We start from the raw sequence: 13,768 nt of genomic DNA on the forward strand, positions 1-13,768 counted from the left end.
GGTGGGCCGCGCAGGGCTGGGTATCACGGCTGTCGGTGCCGCGTGCGAGGATGGTCGAATCGTCGAACGCCGCCGACCACGGCGGGCGTACGGTGATCGACCATGGCCGAGGACGGTCGGCCAGAGGGTGGACGTACCCGCACACGGCCCACACCGGTGAGAGGATCCAGGCGGCGTGACTGAGAACCAGAACCTCCTCGCGGAGCAGCGCCGCACCCTGATCCTCGACGAGGTGCGCCGCCGCGGCGGCGTCCGCGTCAACGAGCTCACCCGCCGGCTCGGCGTCTCCGACATGACGGTCCGCCGCGACCTCGACGCGCTGGCCCGCCAGGGCGTCCTGGAGAAGGTGCACGGCGGAGCGGTCCCGGTCCTGGAGGCGAGCACCCACGAGCCGGGCTTCGAGGCCAAGTCCGGCCTGGAGCTGACCGCCAAGGAGGACATCGCCCGGGCCGCGGCCGCCCTGGTCACCCCCGGCACCGCCATCGCCCTCTCCGGAGGTACCACCACCTACTCGCTCGCCCAGCACCTGCTGGACGTGCCGGACCTGACGGTGGTGACCAACTCGGTGCGGGTGGCCGATGTCTTCCACACCGCCCAGCGCACCGCCGGCCAGCGTCCGGGCGCGGCGACGGTGGTGCTCACCGGCGGCGTGCGCACCCCGTCCGACTCCCTGGTCGGCCCGGTCGCCGACCGCGCCATCGCCGCGCTCCACTTCGACATGCTCTTCCTCGGCGTGCACGGCATAGCGGCGGAGGCGGGCCTGTCGACGCCCAATCTCGCGGAGGCGGAGACCAACAGGCGCCTGGTGCACTCCGCACGCCGGGTGGTCGTCGTCGCCGACCACACCAAGTGGGGCACCATCGGCCTGAGTTCGTTCGCCGCCCTGTCCGAGGTCGACACCCTGGTCACCGACCACGGCCTGTCCCCCGAGGCCCGGGCGGAGGTCTCCGAGCACCTGCCGAACCTGGTCGTGGCGGGCGAGCCGCGCCCCGCGGCCGAGGGCCAGCTGCCGGGCGAGCCGGCGGGCGCCGGAGCCATCCCGGACCTCGACGGAACGGCCGGATAGCGGTCCCTTCCGTGCGCACCCGTACCATCGGTGCGCCCGTGGGCCTCCGGCGCCTCACCCGCCCGCTGCCCCCGGCCACTTCCCCGTGGTCAGCAGGGACTCGATGGTGGCGGTGTACGGGGCGATGTCCAGGCCCTGCTCGGCCAGCCAGGCGTCGGAGTAGTACTTGTCGAGATAGCGGTCGCCCGGGTCGCACAGCAGGGTGACGACGCTGCCGGGCTGGCCGGCGGCCAGCATTTCGGCGACGATCTTCAGCGCGCTCCACAGCCCGGTGCCGGTCGACCCGCCCGCCTTGCGGCCGATGACCCGCTCCAGGGCGCGCACCGCGGCGATGCTGGCCGCGTCCGGCACCTTCATCATGCGGTCCACCGCGCCCGGCACGAAGCTCGGTTCCATCCTCGGCCGGCCGATGCCCTCGATCCGCGAGCCGCTCGCGCAGGTCACGCCGGTGTCGCCGGCCGTCCAGCCCTCGAAGAAGCAGGAGTTCTCCGGGTCGGCGACGCAGATGCGGGTGGCGTACTGCATGTAGTGGACGTAGCGGGCGAGCGTCGCCGAGGTGCCGCCGGTGCCCGCGGTGGCGACGATCCAGGCGGGCAGCGGGTGTCGCTCCAGCGCCAGCTGACGGTAGGTCGACTCGGCGATGTTGTTGTTGCCCCGCCAGTCGGTGGCGCGTTCGGCGTAGGTGAACTGGTCCATGTAGTGGCCGCCGGACCGGGCGGCCAGGGCCGCTGACTCCTCGTAGACGGTGCGCGGGTCGTCGACGAAATGGCACCGGCCGCCCTGGAACTCGATGAGGCGGATCTTCTCGGCACTGGTGGTGCGCGGCATCACCGCGATGAAGGGCACCCCGATGAGCTGCGCGAAGTACGCCTCGGAGACGGCGGTCGAGCCGCTGGATGCCTCGATGACGGGCCGACCCGGGCGGATCCAGCCGTTGCACAGCCCGTACAGGAACAGCGAGCGGGCCAGACGGTGCTTGAGGCTTCCGGTGGGATGGGTGGACTCGTCCTTGAGGTAGAGGTCGACGCCCCAGGCCGCGGGGAGCGGAAAGCGCAGCAGGTGGGTGTCGGCGGAGCGGTTCGCATCGGCCTGGACCTGGCGCACGGCCTCCGCCAGCCAGGCGCGGTACTCGGGGTCGCTGCGGTCCACGTCCAGTGTGCCTGCGGGCTCCCGGGCCGACGGGGGTGTGGCCATCACCACGGCTGCTCCTTCGTCTCACCGCCGGCGCCGGTACGGCCCCTGCCGTCCCGGCGGTGGCCCGGCAGCCCCGATGATAGGTCCCCTCGAACGCTTCCCACCTGCGTGAACTTCCCGGCGACCGGGTCGCACCACGGGCGCGTCCGCGTCGCAGCCGTCACTCCGGGCCGTGCCCGTCGCAACGGCGCCTTCCCGCTGCGAAACCGGCAGCCGAGGGCGCACTGGCGCCCCCGGTCAAGCACGGGCACACTGCAAAAGGGCGGGAACATTCCCGGCACCAACAGCGCTTCAACGGGAGTGGGGACGCCGTCCCGTACGTGAGGGGGCATCATGGCAGAGTCGGAATTCACCGCCAGCCGGGTTCGGATCGACAAGTGGCTGCAATCGGTCACCCGGGCGGGTCAGGTCCGCATCAATGACGGCAGGGTGGAGCTGCTGACCAGTTACGGCAGCGAGATCGACAGCGCCCCCGTCCAGGCGGTGCGCGCCGGCAGATCCTGGTTCTCCGGCGACGACAGCGCCTCCGCCGAGGTCAACGGCACGCGCTACCGGCTCACCATGAACGACGACGACTCCGACAAGCCGGCACCCACCGCCAGCCGGTTCATCGAAGCCGTGCGCAGAGCCAGCGGGCGCCGCTCCTGACGGACGCCGCCACCGCACCGAACGGATGCGGACAAGTTGCACTCCCCCGCCTGCTGGGCCACCTTGGAAGTAGATCACTCACGGTGTACCGGCGGTCACGCTTGTGACCAGCCCGCCGGTCCTCCAGCAGGCGGCCGCTCGGCATGGCCGCGCTGCTGATCCAGTTCTCCGTCGTCCTCCGGACCCAGCTTTCGGGGAGTCGCAGCCGTGATCAGCCAGCCACACAGGCAGTGCACGGTGGAGCTCCAGGCCCTGCCGTCGCGGATCGGGCAAGTCCGCAGAATCGTCCTGGCGCAGCTGCGCCACTGGCGCCTTGACGCCCTCACCGACCAGGCAGCGCTCGGTGTCACCGAGTTGTTGACGAACGTGCACCGGCATGCGCTCCCGGACAAGACCTGCACCGTCGACATCGAGTTGCTGCTCCACCGGCTCACCGTTTCGGTGCACGACCATGATCCCAGACTGCCGCGGATGGGCACCGCGGAGTCGTTCGCGACCTGCGGCCGCGGTCTCGCCATGATCGCGGCGATGTGCGACAGCTGGGGTGCGCGTGCCGAGGGCGAGGTGGGCAAGGTCGTCTGGTTCACCCTGCCGGCGCCGGCCACCACCACGCTGCCACCCTGCCTGTCGGTCTACGGGGCGGCCACCACGGGCCCGTTCGCGGATCCGGTGGGGTGGGCGGGGCCGGGTGAGCTGGTCGGCCCGCTGGATCCGCTGTCCGGCCGGCCGGGGCCGCTCTACGGGCCGGCCGCCACGCGCTCCGCCCTGATCGGTTGAGCGAGCGGCGGCCCGCGCCTCGTTGCCGTGGTGGGCCCGTCGTTGCCGTGGTGGGCCCGAGTGCCGGTCATCCGGCAGACGGGCCGGTCACGGGGCGGAGATGGCGCCCAGCACGTTCAGCCGGGCCGCACGGCCCGCCGGGCGCAGCCCCGCGAGGACTCCCGCGGCCACCCCCACGAGCGCCACCACCAGCAGCCGCAACGGAGGCACGGCGAAGACGAACCCGCTGCCGGACACCCCACCGGAAGCCCGGACCAGCACCCAGCCCAGGAATCCGCCCAGCACCAGTCCGCCCACCGTGCCGAAGGCCGCGACCAGCACCGACTCCCAGCGGACCATGGCGCGCACCTGGGCCCTGGTCTGCCCGACGGCCCGCAGCAGCCCGAGTTCGCGGGTGCGTTCGTGGACGGCGAGGGTGAGGGTGTTGGCGATGCCGAGCAGGGCGATCAACACGGCGAGGGCGAGCAGCGCGTAGACGAGGGTGAGCATCATGTCGATGCCGCTCGCGGACGCCGCGGCGTACTCGTCACGGGTCTGCACCTGGGGGTGGCCGTACGCGGCGGCCACCGAGCGCACCGCGGCCTTGCCCGCGGCCGGGTCTACACCGTCCTTGAAGGAGACGGCGATCAGCCGGTCGGCGTCCTGGGTGCGGTGCGGCGCCCACGCCTGGCGGGTGATCACGTAGTCGCCCGCGAGGTCCGGGCGGTCGTAGACGGCACGCACCGTGAACGGCTGCCGGCTGCCGTCGGTGAAGGTGAGCCGCACCGTGTCACCGGTCGTCAGATGCCGCGCTCCGGCCTCCTGCGCGCTCAGCGCGATGCCGTCGGCGCCCAGCCGGGCGAGCGAGCCGTGCACGGGACCGAGGTCGAAGGCGCCGGCCAGGGCGGCCGGGTCGGTGACCGTCAGGGCCCGGCCCTGCCCGTCGACCCGGGCCACGCCCTTGCCGAGCCCGACCGCGGTGGCCACCTCGGGCCGCCTCGCGAGCGCCGGCGCGAGCCGTGGGCTGAGACCGCTGCCGCCCGCGCCGAACGAGGGGCTGCTCACCGCGACGTCGCCGGCGAAGGACCGGTCGACGGTCTGGTCCCTGGTGGCCTTCAGCGAGGCGCCGAAGACGGTGAAGAGGCAGACGACGGCGACGCCGATCATCAGGGCGCTCGCGGTGGCGGCGGTCCGCTTGGGGTTGCGCAGCGCGTTGCGCCGGGCCAGCCGGCCGGTGACCCCGCGCAGCCGGCCGAGCGGGCGCCCCAGCACGCGTACCGACGTGCCGGCGGCGACCGGGCCGAGCACCACGAAGCCGGCCAGCGCCAGCACGCCGGCCGTGCCCGCGAGCCAGACCGACTCGGTGGCCAGCACCCCGGTGAGGGCCGCGGCAACCGCGGCCGCGAGCAGCACGGCCCCCGTGCCGGCGCGCGCCCTGGAGGCGCCCGCATGGTCGACGGCCGTCTCCCGTAGCGCCGCCAGCGGCGCGGTGCGCCCGGCGCGCACGGCCGGCACCAGCGCCGAGCCGAGGCAGACCACGATGCCGACCGCGAGCGGCAGCAGCAGCGAGGTCGCGCCGATGGCCAGGTCGCCGTCCGGGAAGGGGAAGCCGATGGCCGGGAAGAGCGCCTGGAGCCCGGCGGCGATGCCGATGCCGCCGGCGAGACCGGCCACCGATGCCGTGAGGGCCACGATGCCCGCCTCGACGAGGGTGATGACGGTGACCTGGCGGCGGGCGGCGCCCAGGGCACGCAGCAGGGCGTTGTCGCGGGTGCGCTGGGCGAGCACGATCGCGAAGGTGTTGTGGATCGAGAAGGTCGCCACCAGCAGGGCGATGCCCGAGAAGACGAGCAGGAAGGTGGTGAACAGCGTCAGGAACTGACCGGAGATCATGTCGGTGTTCTCCTGCGCCGACTGCTGTCCCGTGATCGCCTCGACGCCCCGGGGCAGGACGGGTGCCAGGGCGTCGACGAGCTGCTGCTGGCTGGTGCCGGGCTCCGCCCGCACCTGGATGCTGGCTGCCTTGCCCGGTTCGGCAGTCAGGTAACGCTCCGCGTCGGCCCTGGTCATACCGGTGAAGGTGGTCTTCGCCATGCCTCCGGTGCCGCCGAAGGTGGCCAGCCCGACGATCTTCACGTGGACCGGGTCGGGGGTGCGCAGCGTCGTGGTGTCACCGATGGTCAGGTGGCCGGTGTCGGCCGCACCGCGGTTGATGACGACCTCGCCGTGGTGGGCGGGCGGATGGCCGGCGGCGAGCCGGTACGGGTTGAGCCGGGGGTCGGTGATCCAGTTGCCGGCGAGGGTGGGCGGGCCCTGGCCGCCGATCGGGGTGCCGTCGGCGCCGACGAGCTGGCCGGCGCCCTGGATGTCGGGTTCGGCCGCGGCCACTTCCGGCACCGCGTCCAGGGCAGTGACGAGCGCGGTGTCGACGGGTTGCCGCACGCCCTGGGCCTCGCCGGGCGTGGTGATGGCGTCGGCGCTGCGGACCACGGCGTCGGTGCCGCCGGTGGCCCGGCCGAAGAGGGAGTCGAAGCTGGCGCGCAGGGTGTCGCCCATGATGAGGGTGCCGGCCAGGAAGGCCACCCCGAGCAGCACCGCGAGGAACGTGCCGGCGAAGCGGCGCCGATGGGCGCCCAGCGAGGCGAGGCTGATGCGTACCGTCGCGGGCCCGCCGCTCATGACCGTGCCTCCAGCGTCCCGCCGGCCGCCTGCACGGCGCCGGTTCCCGGGGCGTCGAGGTGCTTCATGCGGTCCAGCACCCGTTCCGCACTCGGCGCGGGCATCCGGTCGACCAGCCGCCCGTCGGCGAGGAAGACCACCTCGTCGGCGTGGGCGGCGGCGACCGGATCGTGGGTGACCATGACGACGGTGCGGCCCAGGGTGTGCACGGCGTGCCCGAGCAGCCCCAGTACCTCCTGGCCGGAGCGCGAGTCGAGGTTGCCGGTGGGCTCGTCGGCGAAGACGACGTCGGGCTGGCCGGCCAGCGCGCGGGCCACGGCCACCCTCTGCTGCTGCCCGCCGGAGAGTTCCGACGGGCGGTGCGCGAGCCGGTCGCGCAGGCCGACCACGTCGATGAGCGTCTCGATCCACGCCGGCTCGCCGCGTGCGCCCGCCAGGTCGAGGGGCAGCGTGATGTTCTCCGCGACGGTGAGCGTCGGCACCAGGTTGAACGCCTGGAAGACGAAGCCGATGCGGTCACGCCGCAGCCGGGTCAGCCGGCGGTCGTCGAGCCCGCCGAGTTCGGTGTCGCCGATGTAGGCGGCGCCGGACGTGAGCGTGTCGAGTCCGGCGGCACAGTGCATCAAGGTCGACTTGCCGGAGCCGGAGGGCCCCATGATCGCGGTGAACCGACCGGCGGCGAACGAGACGTCCACCCCGTCCAGGGCCCGCACGGCGGTGTCGCCGGTGCCGTACACCTTCACGGCACCGGCGACGCGGGCGGCCACCGTGGGCATGGCCTGGGTCGTCATGCCGCGCCGCCCTTCGTGCCGGTGTCACGACCCTGCTGCCCCGGCCCGTACCGCTCGTCCAGGACCGCACGCCGCCGCCGGTACTCGTCCTCGTCGATCTCGCCGGTGGCGTAGCGGCGGCCGAGCACGGCCATCGGGGCGTTCTCGTGCCCCGGGTGGCACGGTCCGCGACGACCACGCCAGACCGTGCGGCGCAGCACGAAGAAGATCGCGACGAGTACGGCCGCCCAGATCAGCGGGAAGAACAGGATCCACGGGCCGGGCCCGTCGTGTGCGTAGGCCAGAATGTTCATCTCGGACCATCTCCTCGTGGTGGTGCTCGTCGTGGTGCTGCTCGATGGTTCGAGACTCGCGCCGCGAGGGGGCCTGCGTCGTCGTACGGCCAGCGGCTGTGCGGGTACCACCGGGGGAGTACGCGGGCGGCGCGCGGCTGCTGCACGGGTGGGTCGTGCGGGACGGCGCCACCCGCCGGTGGCCGGCAGGGGCGCCGGCACGGGGACGTCGCAGGCGAGGGGACCAGGGGTGACGGTGGATTATCCGCCCACGCGGGTGGCGGGACGCGGGCGTGGCTGGTACCGGGGCGACTGCCATGTGCACTCGGTGCACTCGCACGGAGGCGAGCTGACCCCGGAGCAGTTGGCGGCCGCCGCCCGTGCGGCAGGGCTGGACTTCCTCGCGACCACCGAGCATGCGCCGGCCGACACGCATGGCGCCTGGGGCCGGCACGTCGGTGACGATCTGCTGGTGATACTCGGCGAAGAGGTCACCACCCGCACGGGGCACTGGCTCGCGCTGGGCATCCGTCCGGGGCAGCTGATCGACTGGCGGTACGGCGTACGGGACGACGTGATCGACCGGCATCTGGACCTGGTCAAGGAGGTGGGTGGGCTGTGCGTCGCCGCCCACCCCTACGCGCCGTACCTCTCGGGCACGTTCATGTACCCGTATCAGGGCTTCGACGTGGTCGAGGTGTGGAACGGACCGTGGGCGTCGGACGCGCCGTGGCACGCCGACAACGAGTCCGCCCTGGCCGAGTGGGGTCGCGGCCTGGCCGCAGCGGTCCACCGGGGGCGCTGGCGGCCCGCGATGGGCAACAGCGACACCCATCTGGCGGGCCAGCTCGGCATCCCGCACACCGTCGTGCTGGCCGACGAGCTGAGCACGGAGGCGATCCTGGCCGGTGTCCGGGCCGGCCGGAGCTGGCTGGCCGAGTCGGCCGCCGTGGACCTGACGTTCACGGCCTGCGCCGGTGAGCGCACCGCCGGGACGGGTGAGCGGTTGGAGAGCGGTGGTACGCCCGTCGTGGTACGCGCGGACGTCACCGGTGTGCCGTCGGGCGTGGTCACCTTCCACACCGAGCGGGGAACGGTGCACCGTGCGGAGTTGCCCGACACGGGCTCGGGCACGGTGCAATGGCGTACCAGCCAGGAGGAGTCGGCCTTCGTGCGCACCGAAGTACGCCATCCCGACGGGCCCATGGCAGCCCTGAGCAACCCGATCGTCCTGAGCTGAACGCACCCCGCGGGCGGGCCCGTGGAGGACCGGCGGCACAGCCCCCGGTCCGCTACGCCAGTGCCGCCAGCGGATCGTCCAGGACCGGCTGCCAGGCCAGTTCGGCCGCGCCCACCAGGCTGTTGTGGGCCAGCGTGCACGGCCGGATCGGCACGCCGCCGGTGCTGCGACCCCACAGGCTGCGCTCGGCGACCACCGCGCCCAGCCGGTCCGGGGCGGCCTGCAACAGATGGCCGTGGAGCCCGCCGAGGATGATGCGGTCGGGATTGAGGATGTTGACCAGGCCGGCGAGACCGAGGCCGAGCCGGTCGATCAGGGCCTCGATGGCGGCGCGCACACGGGACTCGTCCGGCTCCTCGACGATCAGCCGCCGGGCCTGGTCGAGGAGCGACACCTCGGGGCCCGGGGTGCGGCCCGCGGCCGTCAGGAAGGCCAGCGGGTCGGTCTCCACGTCCAGGCAGCCGCGACCGCCGCAGTGGCAGGGCCTGCCCTCGGGGTGCACGGTGAGATGGCCGACCTCCAGGGCCAGCCCGGAGCTGCCGATGTGCAACCGCCCGTCGAGGACCAGGGCCCCGCCGACGCCGCGGTGCCCGGTGGCGACGCAGAGCAGGTCCCGGGCCCCGCGTCCGGCGCCGTGCCGATGCTCGGCGAGCGCGGCCAGGTTGACGTCGTTGCCCGCGAAGGCCGGTCCGGTCAGGCCCGCCTCACGCACCTGCGCGGCGAAGATCTCCCGCACCGGGGCGCCGGCGGGCCAGGCCAGGTGCAGCGGGTTGAGCGCGGTGCCTTCGGGCTCGGCGACCGCGGACGGTACGGCGAGGCCCGCGCCGATGCACCGGCGACCGGTCTCCCGCAGCAGTTCGGCACCGGACTGCACGACGGAGCCCAGCACCCGCGCCGGATCGGCGTCCACGGTCTCGCAGGCCGGCGCGGTGGCCACGATACGGCCGCCGAGGCCGACCAGCGCAGCCCGGAACCCGTCGGCGTGCACCTGGGCGGCGAGTGCCACGGGACCGTGTTCGGCGATGGCGAGCCGGTGCGAGGGCCGGCCGTGCGCTCCGGCCTCGGCGGTCGGCCGGACGTCGACCCGGATCAGGCCCAGCGCCGCCAGCTCGGCCGCCACCGCGCCCGCCGTGGCGCGCGTGACGCCCAGTTGGGCGGTGAGCACGGCGCGGGTCGGGGCACGGCCGGTGTGCACCAGTTGCAGGGCGGGACCGAGCGCGCCGCGCCCCCGCTCCAGCCGGGTGCGCGCGGTCCCGTCCCCCGTCACCCCTGGCGCCGCATTGCCGTTCATGTCGGCGAGTCTCCCATGATCCAGCCGGCCCATCACCGCCGCTGCCGCGTCACCGGTGCGCAGCGCTGCCGCACGGTGCTCACCGGCCACCCGTGGTGCTCCGCGGGCTGCCGGCGGTGCTCGAGACACCGTAGGAGTTCAGGACAGTCCGCTGACCCGCAGGGTGATGTTGAGCCGGCCGCGCAGCCCCAACTCAGGCGGCGCGGTGCCCGGCATGACGCGTGGCACGCCGTGGTACGCCAGCCGTGCCGGGCCGCCGAAGACGAACAGGTCGCCGCTGTGCAGGGTGACGTCGACGTACGGCCTCGCGCGGGTTTCCGTGTTGCCGAACCGGAAGACGCACGCGTCGCCGAGGCTGAGCGAGACCACGGGGGCGTCGGACTTCTCGTCGCGGTCCTGGTGCATCCCCATACGGGCGTCGGCCTCATAGAAGTTGATCAGCGCGATGTCGTACTCGATCTCCGCGGGGAGGCTTCCCCCGGCGGCGGCGACCGCCCTGCGCCCCAGCTGTGCCAACCGGGTCGGCATCGGCTTCACCGGGGCGCCGTCACCGTCGACGGCCGTGCGGGCGTAGCCGTAGGGGAACCAGTGCCAGCCCAGTCCGCACTGCCGGGCCGTCATCCGCCCACCACCGGGAGTGCGCACCACCCGGAGCCCCGCGGGCGGCTTCGCCCAGGCACGGCAGGATGCGACCAGGGCCCGCTGCTCTTCGAGGTCGAGCCAGTCCGGCACGTGCACGGCACCCGGCGCGACGGCCGACCGTTCACGGGAAAACAACTGGCTCATGCCCACCCGACTTCCTCGACTCCGGGCCAGCATGACACGAACCGGTCCCACGCCCGGCTGCGCACGTGGCGGCGAACGTCCCCGTCATTCCGGTGTGGTGATCAGCAACGAGTTCGACACGTACGGGACCGGCGACGGCATCCGGACGTAGTCGGTTGCGGGGTCGGTGCTCTTCTTCACCGTGCGGTAGGTGGCGTCGTCCAGCAGGACGACGGACAGCGTCCGCTCGGACCCGGGTGGCGTCGTGCTGAGGACGGAGTCGTAGTCGCGCTGCCCGGAGGCCGGTTGGCCGAGGTCGTAGCGCAGGGTGTAGTGGACGCGAGGGTGGGCCGGATCACCCGTCTCCTTGCGCACCAGCCAGTACAGGTGGTCGCCCGGCCCGACTTCGCACGACAGCGTCGCGGTCGCGTGTGCCGCGGCACGGGTCGGCTTGCCCCTCAGGCGCAGCGTGACGTCGTGGTTCCCCGGGGCGCACCGCGGCAGGGCTCCGGTGTGCCCGGAAGTGCTCGACCGCGGCGCACCGGAGGCACCCGACGGGGGTCTGGCGGAGTCGTCTCCGCCGCCGCTGAAGAGGTTCTGCCACAGTCCTAAGGCCAGGCCTGACACGACCACGGCGGCGGTGACCGCCCAGCTGATGCCGACGATCTTCCTCCCCCAGGTGCCGTTGCCTCGGGTGCCGGCCGGTCCGGTGGGGCGGGGCTCCCGCTGACCGTTCATGGTTTGGTTCCTCTCCGATGTCCTGGTATTCCTCCGGGACGACCATCTTCGAGCACGGGCCGTGGGGCGGGTCGCACGGACCGCACCGGGGCCGAAGGAGAGACCACGTTGAGCAGCACGCCCTCACCCGCATCCGGGCTGCCGGACGAACTCCAGCGGCGGCTGGGGGTGCCCGACGCCGTGCTGATCGGGCTGGGATCGATGATCGGCGCCGGGATCTTCGCCTCCCTCGCCCCGGCCGCCCGCGCGGCCGGCTCCGGCCTCCTGCTCGGTCTCGCGCTCTCCGCCGTCGTCGCCTACTGCAACGCCACGTCCTCCGCCCGGCTCGCCGCCCGCTATCCGGCCTCCGGCGGCTCTTACGTCTACGGGCGGGAGCGGCTGGGCGAGTTCTGGGGCTACCTGGCCGGCTGGGCGTTCGTCGTGGGCAAGACCGCCTCCTGCGCGGCCATGGCCCTGACCGTCGGCTCCTACGTTCGGCCCGACCAGGCTCATGCGATCGCCGTCGCGGCAGTGGTGGCCCTGACCGCGGTGAACTACGCAGGCGTCCAGAAGTCCGCGCTGCTCACCCGCATCATCGTGGCGATCGTCCTCGCGGTGCTCGCCGCCGTCGTGGTCGCCGCCGTCACCTCCAGCGCCGTGCACGCGAGCCGCCTGGACATCGGCTCCGATGCGACTGCCGGGGGTGTCCTCCAGGCGGCGGGCCTGCTGTTCTTCGCGTTCGCCGGGTACGCCCGCATCGCCACCCTCGGCGAAGAGGTCCGCGACCCGGCACGCACCATTCCGCGCGCCATCCCGCTCGCGCTCGGCATCACCCTCGTCGTCTACGCCGCCGTCGCCGTCGCCGTCCTGCTGGTCCTCGGCGCGGGTGGCCTCGCCGCAGCCGGGGCGCCGCTGACGGAGGCCGTGCGGGTGGCCGGCGTCAGCGGGCTCGTCCCCGTCGCCCGCATCGGCGCCACCGTGGCGGCCCTCGGCTCCCTGCTCGCCCTCATCCTCGGCGTCTCGCGCACCACCCTGGCCATGGCACGCGACCATCACCTGCCCCACGCGCTGGCCGCCGTGCACCCGAGGTTCAAGGTCCCGCACCGGGCGGAACTGCTCGTCGGCGCCGTCGTCGCCGCGGTGGCCGCGACCGTGGACGTGCGCGGAGCGATCGGCTTCTCCTCGTTCGGCGTCCTGGCCTACTACGCCGTCGCCAACGCCTCCGCGTGGACCCTGCGCCCCGCCGAAGGCCGCCCGGCCCGGGTCATCCCTGCGGTCGGCCTGGCCGGCTGCCTCGTTCTGGCCTTCGCCCTCCCGCTGCCTTCCGTGCTCAGGGGTGCCGCGGTACTCGTGGTCGGCGCGGCCGCGTACGGCATCCGCCGGGCGAGGGCCCGCCGGGGGTAGCCGCGCTCCGGCCACCCGGGCCGCGGGGGGGTCGGGTCAGGACCCTCATTTGACAGGCAGCCTGTTGGCTGCCTTTACTGGACATGCAGCCAACAGGCTGCATGTCCGAGGTGGCGAACGGGGTGGGCGATGGACGAGGTGTTCAAGGCGTTGGCCGATGCCAGCCGGCGCCGGCTGCTGGACAACCTCAAGGCCCGCAACGGCCAGAGCCTGAGTGAGCTGTGCGCAGGGCTCGACATGGCCCGCCAGTCCGTGAGCAAGCACCTGGCGGTGCTGGAGGCCGCGGGCCTGGTGGCCACGGCCCGGAGCGGCCGGCAGAAGCTGCACTACCTCAACGCCGCACCGATCAACGCCGTGGCGGACCGCTGGATCAGCCAGTACGACCGCGAGCGCGTACGCGCGCTCGCCGACCTCAAGACCGCATTGGAGCAGACCCCGATGGCCGACGACCACGCCTTCCGCTACGTCACCTACATCCGCACCACACCCGAGCGGCTCTGGCAGGCGCTCACCGACCCGGCGTTCACCCGGCGCTACTGGGGACCGGCCTTCGAGACGACCTGGGAGACGGGCGCCCCCATGGTCTGGAACGACGCCGGGAGCAGGATCGCCGACCCCGAGCAGGTCGTGCTCGACGCCGAGCCGGGTCGCCGCCTGTCGTACACGTGGCACACCTTCACGCCCGAATGGGCCACCGCGTCAGGCCTGCCGCAGGACGTGATCGACCGGATCCGCACGGAGCGCCGCTCGAAGGTGACGTTCGAGATCGAACCCGCCGGCGAGATGGTCAAGCTGACGGTCGTGCACGACGACCTGGAGCCGGGCGGCACGGTACGGGAGCTGATCAAGGACGGCTGGCCCGCGCTGCTGTCGAGCCTGAAGTCGCTCCTGGAGACCGGCCAGCAGCTGCCGGCGCCGACGGGCTGAGCGCACGTCACGTCTTGC

Annotated in this window: 13 protein-coding genes; 6 read left to right on the forward strand and 7 right to left on the reverse strand. The window is 73.4% G+C overall.

The window, feature by feature from the left end:
* Positions 1–175: 175 nt before the first annotated feature.
* Positions 176–1,066, forward strand: coding sequence for a DeoR/GlpR family DNA-binding transcription regulator (locus tag NQO67_RS05975; RefSeq protein ID WP_255947548.1), 891 nt, complete (start codon positions 176–178; stop codon positions 1,064–1,066).
* A 54-nt stretch (positions 1,067–1,120) separates the two neighbouring features.
* Here the strand turns inward: NQO67_RS05975 and cds1 are convergent, their stop codons facing one another.
* Positions 1,121–2,260 carry an L-cysteine desulfhydrase Cds1 gene (gene cds1 / locus NQO67_RS05980; RefSeq protein ID WP_255947549.1) on the reverse strand — a complete coding sequence of 380 codons (1,140 nt, stop codon included), beginning with the start codon at positions 2,258–2,260 and terminating at the stop codon, positions 1,121–1,123.
* 333 nt (positions 2,261–2,593) lie between these two features.
* Here cds1 and NQO67_RS05985 point away from each other — a divergent pair, with 333 nt between their 5' ends.
* Both NQO67_RS05985 and NQO67_RS05990 read left to right on the forward strand, forming a co-directional pair.
* Positions 2,594–2,908 (forward strand): hypothetical protein, encoded by a 315-nt coding sequence (locus NQO67_RS05985; RefSeq protein ID WP_255947550.1) that lies wholly within the window; start codon positions 2,594–2,596, stop codon positions 2,906–2,908.
* A gap of 207 nt (positions 2,909–3,115) precedes the next feature.
* Complete coding sequence (locus tag NQO67_RS05990) at positions 3,116–3,685, forward strand: ATP-binding protein (RefSeq protein WP_255947551.1); 570 nt, start codon at positions 3,116–3,118, stop codon at positions 3,683–3,685.
* Positions 3,686–3,772: 87 nt separating this feature from the next.
* Here NQO67_RS05990 and NQO67_RS05995 read toward each other — a convergent pair whose 3' ends face one another.
* From NQO67_RS05995 to NQO67_RS06005, 3 genes are read right to left on the reverse strand one after another with little or no spacing between them, the layout of a single operon-like run.
* Positions 3,773–6,343 carry an ABC transporter permease gene (locus tag NQO67_RS05995; protein WP_255947555.1) on the reverse strand — a complete coding sequence of 857 codons (2,571 nt, stop codon included), beginning with the start codon at positions 6,341–6,343 and terminating at the stop codon, positions 3,773–3,775.
* Positions 6,340–7,134, reverse strand: coding sequence for an ABC transporter ATP-binding protein (locus NQO67_RS06000; RefSeq protein ID WP_255947557.1), 795 nt, complete (start codon positions 7,132–7,134; stop codon positions 6,340–6,342). Before NQO67_RS06000 ends, NQO67_RS05995 begins: the two co-directional genes overlap by 4 nt.
* The gene (locus NQO67_RS06005; RefSeq protein WP_255947559.1) at positions 7,131–7,427 is read right to left on the reverse strand and encodes an SHOCT domain-containing protein; all 297 of its coding nucleotides are present in this window, start codon (positions 7,425–7,427) and stop codon (positions 7,131–7,133) included. Before NQO67_RS06005 ends, NQO67_RS06000 begins: the two co-directional genes overlap by 4 nt.
* A 229-nt stretch (positions 7,428–7,656) precedes the next feature.
* Between NQO67_RS06005 and NQO67_RS06010 the strand changes: the two genes are divergently transcribed.
* Positions 7,657–8,646 (forward strand): CehA/McbA family metallohydrolase, encoded by a 990-nt coding sequence (locus tag NQO67_RS06010; protein WP_255947571.1) that lies wholly within the window; start codon positions 7,657–7,659, stop codon positions 8,644–8,646.
* Between the two features lie 52 nt (positions 8,647–8,698).
* Here the strand turns inward: NQO67_RS06010 and NQO67_RS06015 are convergent, their stop codons facing one another.
* The 3 genes from NQO67_RS06015 to NQO67_RS06025 all read right to left on the reverse strand — a co-directional run bounded on the left by NQO67_RS06015 (position 8,699) and on the right by NQO67_RS06025 (position 11,440).
* Positions 8,699–9,937 (reverse strand): ROK family protein, encoded by a 1,239-nt coding sequence (locus tag NQO67_RS06015; protein ID WP_255948453.1) that lies wholly within the window; start codon positions 9,935–9,937, stop codon positions 8,699–8,701.
* A gap of 138 nt (positions 9,938–10,075) precedes the next feature.
* A complete protein-coding gene (locus NQO67_RS06020; RefSeq protein ID WP_255947573.1) occupies positions 10,076–10,723 on the reverse strand; it encodes an alpha-ketoglutarate-dependent dioxygenase AlkB family protein in 648 nt (215 codons plus the stop codon).
* An 84-nt stretch (positions 10,724–10,807) separates the two neighbouring features.
* Entirely contained in the window at positions 10,808–11,440 is a 633-nt protein-coding gene (locus tag NQO67_RS06025; protein ID WP_255947575.1) for a hypothetical protein, read from the reverse strand.
* 108 nt (positions 11,441–11,548) lie between these two features.
* Between NQO67_RS06025 and NQO67_RS06030 the strand changes: the two genes are divergently transcribed.
* Together NQO67_RS06030 and NQO67_RS06035 are read left to right on the forward strand one after the other, a co-directional pair.
* Complete coding sequence (locus tag NQO67_RS06030) at positions 11,549–12,823, forward strand: APC family permease (RefSeq protein WP_255947577.1); 1,275 nt, start codon at positions 11,549–11,551, stop codon at positions 12,821–12,823.
* A 129-nt stretch (positions 12,824–12,952) separates the two neighbouring features.
* Positions 12,953–13,750, forward strand: coding sequence for an ArsR/SmtB family transcription factor (locus tag NQO67_RS06035; RefSeq protein WP_255947587.1), 798 nt, complete (start codon positions 12,953–12,955; stop codon positions 13,748–13,750).
* Positions 13,751–13,768: the final 18 nt, after the last annotated feature.

Origin of the sequence: Streptomyces odontomachi (assembly GCF_024435355.1) — a bacterium.
In the GTDB taxonomy this organism is placed as follows: domain Bacteria; phylum Actinomycetota; class Actinomycetes; order Streptomycetales; family Streptomycetaceae; genus Streptomyces; species Streptomyces odontomachi.

Excerpts from the sequence above, each read along its gene's own strand:
- cds1 (WP_255947549.1), bottom strand. The coding sequence starts at position 2,260 with ATGGCCACACCCCCGTCGGCCCGGGAGCCCGCAGGCACACTGGACGTG.
- NQO67_RS05985 (WP_255947550.1), top strand. The coding sequence starts at position 2,594 with ATGGCAGAGTCGGAATTCACCGCCAGCCGGGTTCGGATCGACAAGTGG.
- NQO67_RS05995 (WP_255947555.1), bottom strand. The coding sequence starts at position 6,343 with ATGAGCGGCGGGCCCGCGACGGTACGCATCAGCCTCGCCTCGCTGGGC.
- NQO67_RS06000 (WP_255947557.1), bottom strand. The coding sequence starts at position 7,134 with ATGACGACCCAGGCCATGCCCACGGTGGCCGCCCGCGTCGCCGGTGCC.
- NQO67_RS06005 (WP_255947559.1), bottom strand. The coding sequence starts at position 7,427 with ATGAACATTCTGGCCTACGCACACGACGGGCCCGGCCCGTGGATCCTG.
- NQO67_RS06015 (WP_255948453.1), bottom strand. The coding sequence starts at position 9,937 with ATGAACGGCAATGCGGCGCCAGGGGTGACGGGGGACGGGACCGCGCGC.
- NQO67_RS06020 (WP_255947573.1), bottom strand. The coding sequence starts at position 10,723 with ATGAGCCAGTTGTTTTCCCGTGAACGGTCGGCCGTCGCGCCGGGTGCC.
- NQO67_RS06025 (WP_255947575.1), bottom strand. The coding sequence starts at position 11,440 with ATGAACGGTCAGCGGGAGCCCCGCCCCACCGGACCGGCCGGCACCCGA.
- NQO67_RS06035 (WP_255947587.1), top strand. The coding sequence starts at position 12,953 with ATGGACGAGGTGTTCAAGGCGTTGGCCGATGCCAGCCGGCGCCGGCTG.